General features: G+C 40.4%; 12 protein-coding genes and 1 pseudogene. 8 read left to right on the top strand and 5 right to left on the bottom strand.

The window, feature by feature from the left end; translation table 11 throughout:
- Positions 1 to 96: 96 nt before the first annotated feature.
- Positions 97 to 957 (bottom strand): 3-deoxy-8-phosphooctulonate synthase, encoded by an 861-nt coding sequence (gene kdsA / locus CXF95_RS23225; protein WP_101200911.1) that lies wholly within the window; start codon positions 955 to 957, stop codon positions 97 to 99.
- A gap of 283 nt (positions 958 to 1240) precedes the next feature.
- Between kdsA and miaB the strand changes: the two genes are divergently transcribed.
- From miaB to CXF95_RS23190, 7 genes are all read left to right on the top strand, one after another.
- Positions 1241 to 2671 carry a tRNA (N6-isopentenyl adenosine(37)-C2)-methylthiotransferase MiaB gene (gene miaB, locus CXF95_RS23220; protein ID WP_101200910.1) on the top strand — a complete coding sequence of 477 codons (1431 nt, stop codon included), beginning with the start codon at positions 1241 to 1243 and terminating at the stop codon, positions 2669 to 2671.
- A 42-nt stretch (positions 2672 to 2713) separates the two neighbouring features.
- A complete protein-coding gene (locus CXF95_RS23215) occupies positions 2714 to 3778 on the top strand; it encodes a PhoH family protein (RefSeq protein WP_101200909.1) in 1065 nt (354 codons plus the stop codon).
- Between the two features lie 7 nt (positions 3779 to 3785).
- A complete protein-coding gene (ybeY, locus tag CXF95_RS23210; protein ID WP_101201008.1) occupies positions 3786 to 4274 on the top strand; it encodes an rRNA maturation RNase YbeY in 489 nt (162 codons plus the stop codon).
- Between the two features lie 65 nt (positions 4275 to 4339).
- On the top strand, positions 4340 to 5200 hold the full coding sequence (corC, locus tag CXF95_RS23205; RefSeq protein ID WP_101200908.1) for a CNNM family magnesium/cobalt transport protein CorC: 861 nt from the start codon (positions 4340 to 4342) through the stop codon (positions 5198 to 5200).
- 29 nt (positions 5201 to 5229) lie between these two features.
- Entirely contained in the window at positions 5230 to 6762 is a 1533-nt protein-coding gene (lnt, locus tag CXF95_RS23200) for an apolipoprotein N-acyltransferase (protein WP_101200907.1), read from the top strand.
- Positions 6763 to 7266, top strand: coding sequence for a GNAT family N-acetyltransferase (locus CXF95_RS23195; RefSeq protein WP_101200906.1), 504 nt, complete (start codon positions 6763 to 6765; stop codon positions 7264 to 7266).
- Between the two features lie 224 nt (positions 7267 to 7490).
- Positions 7491 to 10415 (top strand): carboxypeptidase regulatory-like domain-containing protein, encoded by a 2925-nt coding sequence (locus CXF95_RS23190; RefSeq protein ID WP_101200905.1) that lies wholly within the window; start codon positions 7491 to 7493, stop codon positions 10413 to 10415.
- A 166-nt stretch (positions 10416 to 10581) separates the two neighbouring features.
- On the opposite strand, the gene CXF95_RS23185 is transcribed toward CXF95_RS23190, so the two are convergent.
- Positions 10582 to 11499 carry a DMT family transporter gene (locus CXF95_RS23185; protein WP_101200904.1) on the bottom strand — a complete coding sequence of 306 codons (918 nt, stop codon included), beginning with the start codon at positions 11497 to 11499 and terminating at the stop codon, positions 10582 to 10584.
- Between the two features lie 328 nt (positions 11500 to 11827).
- On the opposite strand from CXF95_RS23185, the gene CXF95_RS23180 reads away from it, so the two are divergent.
- Positions 11828 to 13426, top strand: a complete 1599-nt coding sequence (locus tag CXF95_RS23180) for a GMC family oxidoreductase (protein ID WP_101200903.1) — start codon at positions 11828 to 11830, stop codon at positions 13424 to 13426.
- 85 nt (positions 13427 to 13511) lie between these two features.
- On the opposite strand, the pseudogene CXF95_RS23175 reads toward CXF95_RS23180, so the two are convergent.
- The 3 genes and pseudogenes from CXF95_RS23175 to CXF95_RS23165 form a co-directional block, all read right to left on the bottom strand.
- A pseudogene (locus tag CXF95_RS23175) lies at positions 13512 to 14791 on the bottom strand (long-chain fatty acid--CoA ligase).
- A gap of 22 nt (positions 14792 to 14813) precedes the next feature.
- Positions 14814 to 16229 (bottom strand): coniferyl aldehyde dehydrogenase, encoded by a 1416-nt coding sequence (locus CXF95_RS23170; RefSeq protein ID WP_101200902.1) that lies wholly within the window; start codon positions 16227 to 16229, stop codon positions 14814 to 14816.
- Positions 16230 to 16348: 119 nt separating this feature from the next.
- Positions 16349 to 17377 (bottom strand): AraC family transcriptional regulator, encoded by a 1029-nt coding sequence (locus CXF95_RS23165; protein ID WP_101200901.1) that lies wholly within the window; start codon positions 17375 to 17377, stop codon positions 16349 to 16351.
- Between the last annotated feature and the right edge of the window lie 44 nt (positions 17378 to 17421).

Raw genomic sequence — 17421 nt, 5'->3', positions numbered from 1 at the left:
TGCGGGGCACCCCGTGCAGGGCACCCTGTGCTAAGTCCGCCGTAAAAGGCCAAATCAGCCTAGCACAGCAAAACAGTATTCACTTACCTATATATATTAGTCAGCACTCGTATCAAGGGGATCAAAGCCTTTAACCAATTCATCCAATGCTTTCATTTGTTGTAAATACGGTTCCAATTTATCCAAAGCCAAGGCACAAGGTCCATCACATTTAGCTTGATTAGGATTGGGATGTGCTTCAATGAACAACCCAGCTAATCCTAAAGCCATACCGCTTCTGGCAAGCTGTGCCGCTTGAGCACGACGACCATCAGCTGAATCAGTCCGTCCCCCAGGTTTTTGCAAAGCATGGGTGGCGTCAAAAATAACCGGTGCATAAGCTTTCATTTCATCCATAGCCAACATATCCACCACTAAGTTGTTATAACCGTAACAAGAGCCTCGCTCACACAAGATAATTTTGTCATTACCCGCCTCACCAAATTTAGTGATGATATGTTGCATTTCCTGAGCAGCTAAAAATTGAGGTTTTTTAACGTTAATGATAGCGCCCGTTTTTGCCATAGCGACAACCAAATCAGTTTGGCGGGCTAAGAATGCAGGTAATTGGATCACATCAACGACTTCGGCTACAGGTGCCGCTTGGTAAGTTTCGTGTACATCGGTTATCAAAGGCACATCAAAAGTGTGTTTAATTTCTTCAAATATTTTTAGCCCTTCTTCCATTCCTGGGCCACGATAAGAATGAATAGATGAACGATTCGCTTTATCAAACGAAGCTTTAAACACGTAAGGAATACCCAGTTTTTGGGTCACCTCTTTATAATGTTCGGCGATACGCATCGCCAAATCTCTAGACTCCAGCACATTCATGCCGCCAAAAAGCACAAAAGGTTTGTCATTAGCCACTTCAATATTACCAATGGCGAGTTTCTGTAAGTTTTGTTTAATTTGCATATAGGGGTCTTAATATTTTTAAGTTTCACTTAATGAATAGCATACCAAGCAAAGCAATTTGTGGGTATATGAAAAGCACCAGCCATCAATAAATTTGTTTTATAGGCTGGTCATTCAATTATTCACTGTTTACTGAGTATTTATTAGGCATATAATTCGTGTAAAAGTAGCGATTAGTTCAAATAACACGTAAGATTGCTGGTTCGATTTTAGTGACTTATTAAGACTTCATATCTTTTAAGTGACAGCACAAAATGATTGCCAAAGGTAAATACGATCCGCTATGACAAAAAAGCTATTTATTAAAACCTGGGGTTGCCAAATGAACGAGTATGACTCGGAGAAAATGGCCGACCTATTGAACTCGACTCATGGTTATCAAGCCACAGACACAGCTGAAGACGCGGATATCATATTGCTTAATACCTGCTCAATTCGTGAGAAAGCTCAAGAAAAAGTATTTCATCAATTAGGCCGCTGGAAAAACCTGAAAAAAGACAAACCAGACCTCATTATTGGTGTAGGCGGATGTGTAGCATCACAAGAAGGTAAAACCATCCGTAAACGCGCGCCTTTTGTTGACCTTGTTTTTGGTCCTCAAACTCTGCATCGCTTACCAGAAATGATCAATCAAATTAAAGGTGGTAGCAAGTCTGTCATCGATATTAGTTTTCCAGAAATTGAAAAGTTTGATCGTCTACCCGAGCCCAAAGCAGATGGTCCAAGTGCTTTTGTATCGATTATGGAAGGCTGTTCAAAATACTGTACTTTTTGCGTAGTGCCCTACACTCGCGGCGAAGAAGTCAGTCGCCCAGTAGATGACGTATTGCTAGAAATTGCTCAGTTGGCTGCCCAAGGCGTGCGTGAAGTCAATATGTTGGGCCAAAACGTGAACGCATTTCGCGGCCTGAATTACGACGGCAGCATTTGTACGTTTGCTGAATTATTAGAATTAGTCGCTTCTATTAATGGTATTGATAGAATTCGTTATACCACCTCTCACCCGGTAGAGTTTACTGACGACATTATCGATGCTTATGCACAAATCCCTGAATTGGTTGATCACTTACATCTACCGGTACAATCTGGTGCAGATCGTATTTTAAACTTGATGAAACGCGGACATACTGCGATTGAGTATAAATCTAAAATTAGAAAGCTTAAAAAAATACGTCCTAATTTGAGCATGTCATCTGATTTTATTATCGGTTTCCCTGGCGAAACTAACGCTGATTTTGAAGCCACTATGGACTTAATTCAGGCCATGGATTTCGATTTGAGCTTTAGTTTTATTTATAGCGCTCGCCCCGGCACACCTGCCGCTGACTTACCCGACGATGTAACTGAAGAGACCAAAAAGCAACGCTTAAGTTTGTTGCAACAACGTATCACCCAGCAGGCATTACGTATTGCTCGTAACATGGTAGATACCGAGCAACGTATTTTGGTGGAAGGTCCAAGTAAGAAAAATCCAATGGAGTTGTCAGGACGTACAGAAAACAACCGCGTGGTGAACTTTGAAGGTACACCAAAAATGATTGGTCATTTTGTTGATGTTAAGATAACAGATGTGTTCGCCAATTCATTAAGGGGTCATGTGCTCAGAACCGAAGATCAAATGGACTTGCGTAACGAATTGGCACCACACACTATACTAGCTAAAAATCCAAATAAAGTTGACGACTTAGGTGTCGGTCAAGTTGCCGTCGTTTAGGCGGTTACACTAACAAACTTATACAGCAAAGAGAGTAACCATTTGAGTAACCTTGTAAGCAGTGAAATTGTATTAGAGCCCTCAGATCACAAACGTTTATCCAGCTTGTGTGGGCCACTAGATGACAATATCAAACAAATTGAACGTCGCTTGGGCGTAGAAATTACTTATCGTAACAACGAATTTAAAGTGACGGGGCAATCGCAACAATCCAGCGGTGCGGCAGAGTTACTCAAGTTATTGTATATGGAAACGCAGCCAATCCGTGGCGTGATCCCAGATATCGAACCAAACAAAGTACATTTAGCCATTCAAGAAGCAAAATGTTTGGAGCGTGCCGAAGCCGGTCAATATGGTAAAGAAGTCCATATCAAAACCAAACGTGGGGTGATCAAACCTCGTAATCCCAATCAGTCTCAGTATGTGAGTAATATCATTAATCACGATATTAGTTTTGGTATAGGCCCTGCAGGTACCGGTAAAACCTATTTAGCCGTTGCTTGTGCGGTGGAAGCCTTAGAACGTCAAGAAGTGCGACGTATATTATTGACCCGCCCTGCGGTAGAAGCCGGTGAAAAATTAGGCTTTTTACCTGGCGACTTATCACAAAAAGTTGATCCTTATTTACGCCCATTATACGACGCATTATTTGAAATGCTTGGCTTTGAAAAAGTTGAAAAATTAATTGAACGTAGTGTGATTGAAGTAGCGCCTTTAGCTTATATGCGTGGTCGTACCTTAAACGACGCCTTTATTATTTTGGATGAAGGACAAAACACCACAGTCGAACAAATGAAAATGTTTTTAACCCGTATTGGTTTTAATTCCCAAGCTGTGATCACCGGGGATATTACGCAAGTAGATTTACCTCGTGGTGTACGTTCAGGTTTACGCCATAGCATAGAAGTATTAAAAGATGTCAATGACATATCATTTAACTTTTTTAGTGCTAATGATGTCGTTCGTCATCCAGTTGTAGGACGTATCGTAATGGCTTACGAGGAATATGAAGGCAAACAAGAAAAAGAACGACTAGAAAAAAAAGCGCAACAAGAAGCTATTTCCCGTGAAGTTATTGCCAATAAACATGAAGATCCCATTAAGTGAAAATCCGGTGAGCGCCATTCTAGATTTACAACTTGCCAGTGATTGCTCTGATATCCCTACACAACAGGATATTCAATTATGGCTAGACTCGTTGTTGTCTTATCAGCAGCTTAATAACAAAGAAATCACTGTGCGTATTGTTGACGATGCAGAAATTCAACAGCTTAATCAACAATATCGTGGCAAAGACCAGCCAACGAACGTGTTGTCCTTCCCTTTTGAATTGCCTGAACTAGTCTTACCTGACGGAGTTCATTTAGATGAATCGATATCTAATTTTTTAGGGGATATAGTGATTTGCGCCCAGGTCGTCAAACGGGAATCAAAGGAACAAAACAAGATTATAGGTCATCACTGGGCACATATGTTGATACATGGCACCTTGCATTTGCTTGGGTATGACCACATTAGAGAACAGGATGCAGAAGCAATGGAAGGCATTGAAATCGCTATTTTACAAAAATTAGCCATTGACGACCCCTACCAAAATCATTAATGATGCATTTTGGATAATTCATAAAGTTTTTAAGCTTTACTAAAACTAACCTAAATAACGAGATCATGAGCGAAGATACCCCCCCATCAACAAGCGGTTCTGCCAACAAAGGCTGGATTGAGAAAATAGTCCAGTCTTTTACGGGAGAGCCGAAAAATAAAGAAGAGTTGTTTGACGTCATTACTGATGCGGAGCAACGAGAGGTCATTAACCCTGAAACCAAAGCAATGATTGAAGGGGTAATGGAAGTCAGTGAGATGCGTGTCAGGGAGATAATGATCCCACGAGCTCAAATGCGTACCATTGAAATTGACCAAACTGTAGAAGAGTTTCTACCTATCCTCCTTGACTCTGCCCATTCCCGCTTTCCTGTTATTAACGAAGACAAGGATCATATTGAAGGCATTTTGCTAGCCAAAGACCTACTTGAATATGCCTTTATTCCTGCCAAAAATTTTGAACTAAAGAATATTCTTCGCCAAGCTGTCATCGTTCCCGAAAGTAAACGTGTAGATGTGCTACTCAAAGAATTTCAACAAAAACGTTATCATATGGCCATAGTAGTAGATGAGTATGGTGGCGTGTCAGGATTAGTGACTATTGAAGATATTCTCGAACTGATAGTTGGTGAAATTGAAGATGAACATGATGTGGAAGAAAACGTGAACGAAGGTATCCGTCCACTTAATAAATACACTTACTCGGTTAAAGCCCTCACATCATTGGAAGATTTCAATAAGTTTTTCGAAACCAAGTTTGATGAAGAAGAAGCAGATACTATAGGTGGCATTGTGTTAAAAGCGTTTGGCCATATGCCAGAGCGAGATGAAAACGTCACTATTGATGAGATTAAATTTAAAGTGACTAACTCAGATAAAAGACGCTTATTGCAGTTAAAAGTGACTTTACCAGAAACGGAAGAATAGCTCTGAGTATCATAGACAAGGGGCGTGACATGTCACTCTCTTTAAAAATGCTTTTAGCATCTTTATTAGGCGCTTTGCTTACATTGGCATATGCGCCGTTTTCATTTTGGTTTGTTACCTTCCTAAGCCTCACTGGCTTTATTTACTTACTAAGCAACGCTTTACCCAAACAAGGCTTTAAACTAGGTTTTGCCTTTGGTTTAGGTTGGTTCGGTGCAGGTGTGAGTTGGGTGCATGTGAGCATCGCTGATTTTGGTGGGATCCCGCTGATTGGCTCTATTACTTTAATGTTGCTGCTAAGCGCATATTTAGCCTTATTCCCTGCTTTAAGTTGTTATCTCATCACTAAGTACTTTACCAATAAGTTATGGCCTATTGCCCTGCCCTTTATTTGGCTGGTTGTTGAGTGGCTAAGAAGTTGGTTTTTAACGGGTTTTCCATGGCTTTCATTAGGTTATAGCCAAATACAAAGCCCACTTGCAGGGTGGTTCCCAGTCATTGGCGAGTTTGGTGTATCAGGTTTGATTGTACTCATTTGCACGGTACTTGCTATCTGGTTAGCTGACACAAGATGGCTACCTAGTGTTATTGTTGTCACAGTACTATTTGTTTCAGGTGTAGCGTTAAACCAATATCAATGGGCCAAACCAACGGGGAAAAGTGCCCGTATTGCCATGGTCCAGGGCAATATAGAACAAGCGCTGCGATGGACACCACAACAAGATCAGCCAACCATGGACAAGTACAAAAACATGACTGCCGATCATTGGAATAATGACGTGGTTATCTGGCCAGAAGCCGCCATCCCTAAACTTGAACCTTTAGCCGCAGAGTATCTTAGTGAAATGGATAACATAGCCGCACAAACAAACACAGGGCTCATCACGGGTATTGTTAACTACAACTTTGAAACACGAGAAGCCTACAACAACTTAATTGGTTTAGGTCAAAAAAATAAAGACGCTACAAATAAGGACACCAAGGAACCAGGTCACTACCATTACTTTCATGCTAATCGTTTTGCTAAACACCACTTGCTGCCCATAGGCGAATTCATTCCATTAGAAGACTGGATACGGGGTCTAGCACCTATATTTGATTTGCCTATGTCATCCTTTAGTCGCGGCGATTATCAACAAGCTAATTTAGAGGCAAAAGGTTATCACTTTGCCCCAGCCATTTGTTTTGAAATTGCTTTTCCTAGGCAGATATCCGCCAACCTATACTACAACACTGACTTTATTATCACTGTTAGTAATGATGCTTGGTTTGGTGGCTCCCATGGCCCAGCCCAACATTTAGAAATTGCCCAAGCCCGGGCCAAAGAGTTCGGTTTGCCAGTATTACGTGCCACCAATAATGGCATCACCGCTTTTATCGATCACAGAGGTCAAATTCAAAGCCGATTACCCCAGTTCGAAGCCGCGGTGCTCAGCGACAATATTCAACAAGTTAAGGGATATACCCCATACCGCTCCTTTGGTGATTGGCCAATTTGGTGTTTGTCTGTTGTGATTTTTGGTTTTGCTAGCTGGAACCAAAAAAAATCCAAGAAAAACTAAATGAGCTCGCAAACCCGTGATCCTAATTTTATAATCCGCCCCGCTACCGTTGCAGATACCGCACTTATTTTAACCTTTATTAAAGAGCTGGCCGATTATGAAAAGTTATTACATGAAGTAGTTGCAGACGAGGCCACATTAAAAGAAAGTTTATTTGGCGAGACACCACATGCCAAAGTGGTAATTGGTGAATATGACGGCGCTCCAGTGTCCTTTGTATTGTACTTCCATAATTTCTCAACCTTTCTCGGTCGCCCTGGCATTTATTTAGAAGACTTGTACGTGCAGCCCCATATGCGTGGCAAAGGCTTAGGCAAAATACTATTAGGTTACTTAGCCTCCCTTGCCATCGAACTAAACTGTGGCCGTTTAGAATGGTGGGTATTGGATTGGAATAAACCCGCCATCGATTTCTATCAATCTTTAGGCGCACAGTCTATGGACGAATGGACTGTCAATCGTGTGACGGGTGAGGCATTGGATAAACTTGCTGCACAACTCTAGTTTCTCGTAATGAAACCATCAACAGAACCACATCAGTATTGCTGGTGACTCACCAAAAATCTTGTTTGAGGTAACATTCATCCCTCTATTCATGACATTCACCCCTCCATATGCACAATTGAACCTTTAACTTCTCCCTTATAAGCTTTACGATGAGCAGTAAGACTAGTGTAAATTAGTTGATCCTCAAATCTAAATAAATAAAAAATCACATTAGGGAACACATGAAAAAATTTAAGAATAGTATAACTGCTTTTGCAGTTGCAGCAGCTCTTGGTGTCTCGGGAACAGCGTTCGCATTAGATACTGGTGGTTTGAAAATAAAAGTGACTGACGCAAATGGTAGCCCAATCGCAGGTGCCACTGTATTAGTAAAAGCACCAGATGCTTTAGTGAGTAAAAACTCAATAACCGATGCAGACGGATTTGTAACACTGAGGGGCTTAGACGCCTCAAGCCAATACACCGTGAGTATTAACGGCGCTAACCTTCAATCTTTTGAAGCAACAAACGTTCGTGTTACTACTGGAAAAAGCTTAAACCTTACTTATCAAATAGGCGACATGTCTTCTGATATGGAGACAATAACTGTTTCTGGTCGATCTATGGCTGCGATTGATACAACGTCGGCTACAACCGGTTTAGATATTACACTTGATATGACTGAGTCACTTCCGACTGGTCGTTCTTATCAAAGTTATCTACAACTTACCCCTGGTGTAAAACCTAGTTCTGGGGGGAATCCCTCTTCTAAATCTGGTGTTAACTACTCAGACGGTGGCGGTACAACAGGTGCATCAACTGACAACGTTTATTATATCGATGGGGTAAACGTTACCGATAATTCTTCAGGTACCTTTGGTGGCAACATCAACTCAGAAATCATCCAGGAACAGCAAGTTATAACCGGTGCATTACCTGCTAAATACGCTGGCGGCGGAGGCTTGGTCTCAAAAGTTGTCACTAAGTCAGGTGGTAATGAGTTTCACGGCTCTGTCAATTATTACTTGCAAAATGATAGCTTAGTCGGTGACTACGATAATGCTGAAAAAGCCAGTGCTGGTTTTTCAACCTTCGATACTGCCGTCACATTAGGTGGTCCAATTATTCAGGATAAATTATGGTTTTTTGCTTCTTACCAAGTAAAGAATCGTAAGGATGATGTGGCTAATCCTGATACAGGCGAAATTTCACGCTCAGTTGAAAACGAGAGCACATTGGGCTTTGGTAAGTTAACCTGGCAAATAACTGAAGATGATCGTTTCGTTGCTACTTATTTTAATGATCCTGCAGACATTTCTGGTCGCCGAGACTTCGACGTATTGACAAACCGTGACCGTTCACGAACTTCAGGTGGTGACAATTATAAAATCGATTACTCACACACTTGGGATGATTTGGTTCTTAATGCTGGTTTTATGAGCCACGAATCTGAACTATCGGACCTTTCTAAAGATAAATCTACTCGTAATGATGTCGCTTATCTAGCAAACGCCGCATCAGTAACCCAAACGGATACCGATCTTGGCGGTCTTGGCTCTGATACACTTCGGGAGCGTAATAAATCAAGTTCTTATATTAACGTAGAGTATTACCTGGATACAGATTTTGGTTATCATACGATTGAAGCGGGTTATTCAACGGAAACCAATGAAAATATAACCAACTCTGTTTATACCGGCGATTCAGCTCAATATAACTCTATAGCATCCGCTGATGCAGGTGTTACCTTTGCTGACTATACTGATGGTGGTAGTGGATGGGTCGGCGATATAGCCCTTTCAACTGATGATACTCCGCGTATTGCTGAAGGTGCTGGTATAGATGAAGCTGACGTTGCATCAATTGTATTTAATAGCACTGTTGGTAACCCTACTAATGATGTTAACGCCTATCGTATTATTCAAACTCAGCAGGCCGAATCGAAGCTAGAAACCAAAGGGCAGACGGTCTATCTTCAAGATAAAATAATTATTGATGACCTTACCCTTAATATTGGTTTTCGCGCAGAAAAATGGGATCACTATGCGTCAACAGGGGCTAAAATATTCAGCTTCGATTGGGATATTGCTCATCGTTTAAGTGCCGTTTATGATATTGATGGTGATGGCGATTCAAAAGTTTGGGCTTTCGCAGGTCGTTATTATGACCCTGTCCGTACTAACATGACCTCATTTGCGGGCAACCTAACCGGTTCTGTTCGTGAAGAGCAAGTTTTCGTAAATGGCGCATGGGAAACCTTCCGTACGCGTGGCGGTGTCGGGACTCAAGATGCATTCTTCTCACCTACCACTAAAACACCTTATACCGATGAATATTTAATTGGCTATTCAAAAAATCTGACTGAAGATACCAATGTTTCTGTTACTTATACCAATCGTAAAACAAGAGATATCTTGGAAGATTATGATTTAGGTGTATATACGGAAGGTGGCCAGTTAGATGGCACAAGTTTGGCATTACCACTGTCGTACTTCGGTTACACTGAAAACCCCGGTTCAAACTATGTCCTAGCCACATTGGAAGGTGGTAAACGTGATTATCAGGGGATAGAAGTATCCTTTAATAAATTACGCTCAGACAACTGGACCATGCGTGCGTCATATACATACAATGATGCCCAAGGTAACTCAAACTCTGATAGTAACGCCGACTTACAAGGTGATTTTTATTACTTAGATCCCCGCGCTCCAAACATGTACGATAATCAGCCTGGTAATATTGAACATTCTGCCAGAGTATTTGGTACGTATTTCTTCGATAATGGCTTTGAAATGGGTGCTGTTTATAACTGGAACTCAGGAACTTTGTATAACAAAGCGACTAACGTTTACGGTCGTTATGTACCTTTACGTGAAGAAGCAAGTTATGATTTTGGTGGCTATGACGGTACCTGGATTGCACCCGGTAATGTAGCCAGTGAAAGCACTCCGGCATATGGCACCTTAGACTTGCGAATTAAATACAACTATGATTTTGCTGACGACTATAGTGCAGAATTCTTCTTAGATATCTTTAACGTCTTAGATGATCAAGCAACTATTAAAGAAGAGGCATTTATAGCTGGTAGTGGTTCATTCGACTTTGGTCAAGCAAAAGATTGGGTTGAACCTCGTCGTTTCTACTTAGGCGCTAAATTAATATTCTAAATTTCATTTAAAATATTAATTGCCTAAAAAACCAGTAGTTAATAGCTACTGGTTTTTTTATTAACTAGATTCAAAGCTTATTCAATCAATACCGATTGAACAATTAACGAAGAATGACTACCAACTAAAAAAATAATTCGTGTAATATTTAAACACTCCTGTTGTCCTAGCCCTGTTTTAATGGTTTATCAGATGCGAATAACCTTCTAAGTCTGTGAACTGGTGTTAACACGACTATATTGCCAGTTAAAACCAAAACAAAACCAATCATAGTGCTGGTTTGCCAAACAAAACCTTCAAACATCATACTTAATGTCACAGCCACCACTGGGAACAACACCACAGAATAACTGGCTTTTTCAGGGCCGATGTCTTTTAACAATACAAAGTAACAAGCAAAAGCGATGACAGTACCAAATATGCTTAAATACAGCAGAGATGCAATATAGGGAAGCCTAGTATCTAAGCTAAATTCAGAGCCGCTGATCAAAGTAAAAATGAACAGGAATACGCTACCGTATAACATGCCCCATGCATTGCCCTGCATAATGCCAATATTGTTTCTTGAGTTACGCACACTGGTCATATTACCTAACGAGGCCACAAAGGTGCCCGCTAACGACAGCCCTAAACCAATGATTGCTTCACTGGCAAAATCTAAGGTTTTAACGTCTTGCCAAAACAGTCCAACAATACCTGCAAGGCCTAATATTGCACCGATAAACATACGGGGAGCGATAGGTCTGCCAAAAAATATTCGGGTATTGATAATGTTCATTATCAATAATGTAGAGAACGCTATGGAGGTCATGGCTGAGGAGAGGTAATTTTGTGCCCAATACAGAATTAAGTAATTAAAGCCGAAATTACAACAGGCTAAAGTCATAAAGAAAAAATGATTTTTAATACTAAATTGCATGGGTAACTGTTTAATTAAGCAATATGCCCACATCAATAATGCAGCAATTGAGAAACGATAAACTAAGGATACTTCAGGTGCTACAACACCTAGCTGATATTCGATGGCAAGCCATGTAGAACCCCAGATCAGTACTGTCAGAACATATAAAACTGTGCTTCTCATTTTGTTTAAAAATTCCACTCAAAAACTTAACTGCTAATTTACGTTATTCGTCCCTCAGATCCGGCAACTTCTCACTCAACATGAAAATTGATAATCATAAGTTTTGTTTGCCAACACTTGGGTATATACCCATGCCACCTCAAAATGCCGGATTCAGCGGGAGTTTAAAGTGATTTAGGCAAGTGTATAGATGATAAAGCATTACATGAATATAAGCTCACAACTAAAAACATTAGGTTGATGTGGATAATAAATTGGCATTAATTGATATGCCCAATACCCACCTCACTGTTAAAGTTATGTTACGCATAAGTAAAAAGGTCCTTTTATGGAATTTGACTATATCATCGTTGGTGCGGGTTCAGCCGGCTGTGTATTAGCTGCTCGCTTGTCACAGAACCCTGATAATTCAGTGTGTTTACTCGAAGCAGGTGGCCCAGATAATAGTGTGTTAATTCATGCTCCAATAGGTGTGGCAGCCATGATGCCCACTAAAATTAATAATTGGGCCTTTAACACTATTCCTCAAAAAGGCTTAAATGGACGCCAGGGTTATCAACCAAGAGGGAAAACCTTAGGGGGAAGCTCATCCACTAATGCCATGTTATACGTACGTGGAAATAAATGGGATTATGATACCTGGGCCGCCTTAGGTAACGAGGGTTGGGCATATCAAGATGTACTGCCTTATTTTAAAAAGTCAGAAGGCAATGAAGTTTTTTCTAATGAGTTTCATAATAGCGACGGCCCCTTAGGTGTGTCTAACCCATCTGATGCCAGCGATCTAAATGATATGTTCATTAGTGCCTGCGAAAAAAATGGCATCCCATTTGTAGAGGATTTTAATGGTGCTGAGCAAGAGGGTGCATTTTTTTATCAAAGAACGGTTAAAAATGGTGAACGTTGCAGTGCAGCTAAAGCGTTTCTAACCCCTAATTTATCTAGACCTAACCTGACGGTTATCACTCACGCTGTTACAGAAAAAATTCTGTTCGAAGATAAAAAAGCCGTAGGAGTGCGGTATAAAAAAGATAATCAATCGGTGGAAATCAAGTCCACTAAAGAGGTTATTCTTAGTGCGGGCACCTTTGGCTCTCCCCAAGTATTGATGTTATCTGGCGTAGGAGCGGCGCAACATTTATCCGATAAGGGCATTACCACTATTCATGATTTAGCTGGGGTTGGACAAAATTTACAAGATCATATCGATTATGTCCAGACTTACAAAGTATCCAGTAAAGCGGATACTTTCGGCATTTCTTTAACTGGTGGATTCAGGATAATTAAATCCATGTTTCAATGGAAAAAAAGTAGGACTGGCAAAATCACCAGTACCTTGGCTGAATCAGGTGCTTTTTTCCATACTAAAGAGGGCTTGAGTGCCCCCGACGCTCAGTTTGTTTTTGTCCCTGGGATTGTTGATGATCATGCTCGAAAAATAAATATGGGTCATGGATATAGCTGTCACATTACGGTTTGTCGCCCTGAAAGTCGCGGAGAGGTAAAATTAAACAGTACCGATCCAGATGATACCCTTTTAATAGATCCTAACTTCCTGGGTGACGAAAAAGATATGCAAACTATCTTGGCCGGCGCCCTAAAAATGCAGAGTATTTTAGAAGCAGATACTTTCAGTGGTATACGAAAAAACATGCTTTATTTTGTCGAAACAGGTAATACACAGCAATTAGAGCAGGACATACGTAACCATGCAGACACGCAATACCATCCAGTTGGAACCTGTAAAATGGGGCCTGCATCAGATAACTTGGCGGTCGTTGACTCTCAACTTAGGGTTCATGGTTTACAAGGATTAAGGGTAGTCGATGCCTCTATTATGCCGAACCTAATAAGTGGCAATACCAATGCCCCAACTATCATGATTGGTGAGAAAGCAGCTGATATGATCTTAGCAGCTAATACCTAAGCATAAGGTAAAGTTAATGGCTCATAAAAAAGCGAAGGTTAATACCTTCGCTTTTTTATGAGCCAGATAGCATCCAATATATTGTTTATTTACGCAATTCTCTACGTAATAATTTACCTACTGATGACTTAGGCAACTCTTGCATAAATACGATTTTTTTCGGAACTTTATAAGCAGTTAACAGCAATTTGCAATGGGCTAAGATATCGCTTTCTGACACCTCAGATTTAACTGTAATATAAGCACAGACTTTCTCGCCCGTTTTTTCATCTGGTTCACCGATAACTGCGGTTTCTAATATTGCATCGTGCTGAGACAGTACATCTTCAATTTCATTCGGATAAACATTAAAACCAGATACAATTATCATGTCTTTTAATCGGTCGACAATTTTAATGGTGCCATCATCTAAACGTATGCCCACATCCCCTGTTTTGAAAAAACCGTCTTTGGTTATTGCCTTCGCAGTTTCTTCGGGCATATTCCAATAGCCAGCCATAACTTGTGGGCCCCTAACCACAATTTGGCCTTCTTCAACAATTTGATCGTTTTCATCCCATAGTTGAATTTCAGTATCTGACACTGGTTTGCCTACTGTACCAAGGCGTTCCTGCCCAGGTAGATTAAAACACACAACAGGCGAGGTCTCAGATAGGCCATAACCTTCTGAAATAGAACAGCCGGTGGTTGCTTTCCATATATCAACCGCAGATGAAGTGAGAGCTGTGCCACCGGATATGGTTATTTTTAAAGCAGAAAAATCTAATGCTTTAAATTTCGGATGCATACATAACCCAACAAATAAGGTGTTAATACCGGCAAACCCAGTAAATTTAAAGGGTTTTATAGCCTCTACAAAAGCATCTATATCCCGTGGATTAGGGATCAGTATATTGAGATTACCACTAGTGGAAAATACCAACATATTTACGCTGAAGGCATAGATATGATAGAGGGGTAAGGGGCATACAAAAATTTCTTCTCCTTCAGTACACCCATGCTTGAGAACTAATCGGTCAATAAAATAATCGCTTTAGCACCCGAATCTTTAAATTGATGCTGCATTTCTCTTGGGGTATACAAAGGGTTGGTGTTAACAATGACTAATCCTGCACGAAACGCGGCGTAAGCGGCAATCGGATATTGATTCAAATTAGGTAATTGGATCACTATTCGGTCACCCGGTGACAAGTTTTCTTGCTGTTGCAGCCAGCAAGCTAGAGCCTTAGATTTTGCGTCAATTTGAGCGAAACTCAAGGTTTGGCCTAAACACGAGAAAGCTGGTTTGTCGGCATATTTTAATAAACTATCTTCAATAAGGTCAGCAATATTGTTGAACTTAAGATTGATTATTGTCTGTGTCATAGTTTTTCTTCTTGATTAGTGACTAACGAATATAAAGTTTGTAGATAAGATTATGGATGGCCGTTCCAAAAGGGGGAAATAATAATTTTCCAAAGCTGATCCGACCGCGGGACAAAATCGATTTTGCATGAGAAAAGGTCTTGAATCCTTCTGAACCGTGATAACTCCCCATACCAGAGGAGCCAACGCCTCCAAAAGGCAAGTCTTCAGCCGCCACATGAAAAGCCGCGTCATTAATACAGACCCCACCTGAATGGGTACTTTTCAATATTTTGTTTTGGCAAGCTTTGTCAAAACTATATATATACAAAGCAAGCGGCCGTTCGCCTTCGTTTATATAATCAATCGCTTGGTCTAGGGTGTCGTATTCAAGGATAGGTAGCAGCGGACCAAAAATTTCTTGCTGCATAACCAACATTTCATCGTTCACACTCTGTAATAAAGTCAGCGGCATTTGTCTAGTTTTTGTACAGCCCAGATCACCACCCAAAGGCTTAATAACGGCCCCCTTTGCTGCTGCATCGTCCAGCAATGATTGTAAACGTGCATGTTGAGCTGAGTTGACCACACTGGTGTAATCTTTATTATCTTTTACCGAAGGATACATACTCGTAAATGTTGCATCGATGGCATCGACTAACTCTTGGGTTTTGCCTTTTGGGCACAAAATGTAATCAGGGGCTACGCAGGTTTGGCCTGCATTCAGTGTTTTACCTAGAATAAACCGTTCAACTGCCGTTTTGATATCCATATCATCAGCAATAATAGCTGGCGATTTACCGCCAAGCTCTAAGGTGACAGGAACCAAATTCTCGGCTGCAGAGCGCATAACCAATTTCCCAACATTAGTAGAGCCGGTAAAAAACAGGTGATCAAGAGGCAGTGAGGAAAATGCTGCTGCGACACTTGCATCGCCTTCGATAATACTTATTTTGTTAGCTTCAAAATATTTGTCTATTAACTGTTTGAGAAGACTAGCGGTATGAGGGGTGTATTCGGACATTTTAATCATGGCTTTATTACCCGCCGCCAGCGCAGCAGTGAGTGGCCCTAAGCCTAGAAACACCGGGTAATTCCAAGGGACTATGATGCCTACTACGCCCAAAGGCTGATATTCAACTCTGGCTGATGCAGGCTGCAGTAATAAACTTAAATGTCGTTTACTGGGTTTCATCCATTTTTTTAAATGATCAAGGGAGTAATTAATCCCTTGGACTGTGGTAAGGATATCGCCAATCTTAGAATCATCACTAGAACGGTTGCCAAAATCCTGATCCATTGCCTGTATTAAGGCATCCTGATTATCTAAAAGTAAGGCTTTTAATGTGTTTAAATCTTGCTGTCTTTGCTTTATATCTGGAAAAGGCGTTTTTTTAAAAGAATTTTTGAGGGTTTTTAGAATGTCAGTTAAATCGGTTTTTATAGCGTCTTCAGTCATTAGTTAGCCTTTCCGAATGAGTTTTATCAAGTGTGATATACACTTGGGGAATGATATGGAATAGTTATCAAAATAAACACAAAAATTATAACTAATTGATGACAACCTATTAATTGAATTTATGCCAAATGTTTATCTTTACGGTATTCCCCTGGAGCATAATTGGTCCAACGTTTGAAAGCTCGGTTAAAATTACCAATATTTGCAAAGCCAACCAGATAACCCACTTCACTTAATGACAAATGCACTTGTGTAATGTATTCCAATGCGAGTTTTTTTCTTGTTTCCTCTAATAAGTCTCGATAACAGGCATCTTGTTCGTTTAATTTTCTCTGTAGATTTCGCAGACTCATACCAATCTGTTTGGCAATATCGGTTTGTGTAGGCGTGCCTAAAGGCAACATGTCATAAATATTATTTTTAACGGTTTGAACAACGTCATTCTTATCTAATCTTGATAGAAATTCATTTAACATCTTTTCGTGTGCTTGAGTGACCATAGGGTTCCCCCCAAGCAGAGGCGCTTTAAAAATAACCGTATTACAACTAAATGAAATCTCATTTTGGTCAAAATTCACTGGGCAATTAAAAAAGTCATTCAGAAACTGAAACTTTTCTTCAGTATTAGACCAATTCAAATTGACTTCCAGAGGTTTAAAATTATGGCTCGAGGTCTCTCGTGCAAATTTAACTAACGTGGCAATAAAAGTGATAATAGAATTGTGGGATAAAACGGGTCTGTTAGTTGACTCATACAAAAATGGCGTCAGTACTAATTTACATACCTCAGGACTTTCTTCTATCTTAATAGAGCAAGTATTGGAGACCACTTTTTTATAGCGCACAATACGTTTAAACGCATCATATAAGCTGTCAGACGCCATCATTGCATATCCTAGAACATGAAAAGTACCTGGATGAAAATTTTCAGCGACCGTTATAGCAAAATCATGACGGTTTTTTACGCGATTGCAGTATTCGATTAATTGAGCCACTCTGTCAGCAGAGAGTCTAGATTCTTTATCTTTAAAATCAGATGTTTTAATACCGCATCCAGCTAAAGCTGTATGAAAATCAATTTCCCATTCATCCATGGCTCGTTTTATGGGTATAAGCCAACCACTAAGCACTGAAAAATAATCTGTCATATTATAAAAAAACCGCTTTTACAAAATCATAATCACCATATTGC

The organism is Paraglaciecola sp. MB-3u-78 (assembly GCF_002835935.1).
In the GTDB taxonomy this organism is placed as follows: Bacteria; Pseudomonadota; Gammaproteobacteria; order Enterobacterales; family Alteromonadaceae; genus Paraglaciecola.
The sequence above is the reverse complement of the archived record's forward strand: the minus strand, read 5'-3'. Positions and strand labels throughout refer to the sequence as shown.

What these genes read in the sequence shown, in the direction of transcription:
- CXF95_RS23190 (WP_101200905.1), top strand. Translation starts at nt 7,491, where the DNA reads ATGAAAAAATTTAAGAATAGTATAACTGCTTTTGCAGTTGCAGCAGCT.
- corC (WP_101200908.1), top strand. Translation starts at nt 4,340, where the DNA reads ATGAGCGAAGATACCCCCCCATCAACAAGCGGTTCTGCCAACAAAGGC.
- lnt (WP_101200907.1), top strand. Translation starts at nt 5,230, where the DNA reads ATGTCACTCTCTTTAAAAATGCTTTTAGCATCTTTATTAGGCGCTTTG.
- CXF95_RS23185 (WP_101200904.1), bottom strand. Translation starts at nt 11,499, where the DNA reads ATGAGAAGCACAGTTTTATATGTTCTGACAGTACTGATCTGGGGTTCT.
- CXF95_RS23180 (WP_101200903.1), top strand. Translation starts at nt 11,828, where the DNA reads ATGGAATTTGACTATATCATCGTTGGTGCGGGTTCAGCCGGCTGTGTA.
- CXF95_RS23165 (WP_101200901.1), bottom strand. Translation starts at nt 17,377, where the DNA reads ATGACAGATTATTTTTCAGTGCTTAGTGGTTGGCTTATACCCATAAAA.
- CXF95_RS23170 (WP_101200902.1), bottom strand. Translation starts at nt 16,229, where the DNA reads ATGACTGAAGACGCTATAAAAACCGATTTAACTGACATTCTAAAAACC.
- kdsA (WP_101200911.1), bottom strand. Translation starts at nt 957, where the DNA reads ATGCAAATTAAACAAAACTTACAGAAACTCGCCATTGGTAATATTGAA.
- miaB (WP_101200910.1), top strand. Translation starts at nt 1,241, where the DNA reads ATGACAAAAAAGCTATTTATTAAAACCTGGGGTTGCCAAATGAACGAG.
- CXF95_RS23195 (WP_101200906.1), top strand. Translation starts at nt 6,763, where the DNA reads ATGAGCTCGCAAACCCGTGATCCTAATTTTATAATCCGCCCCGCTACC.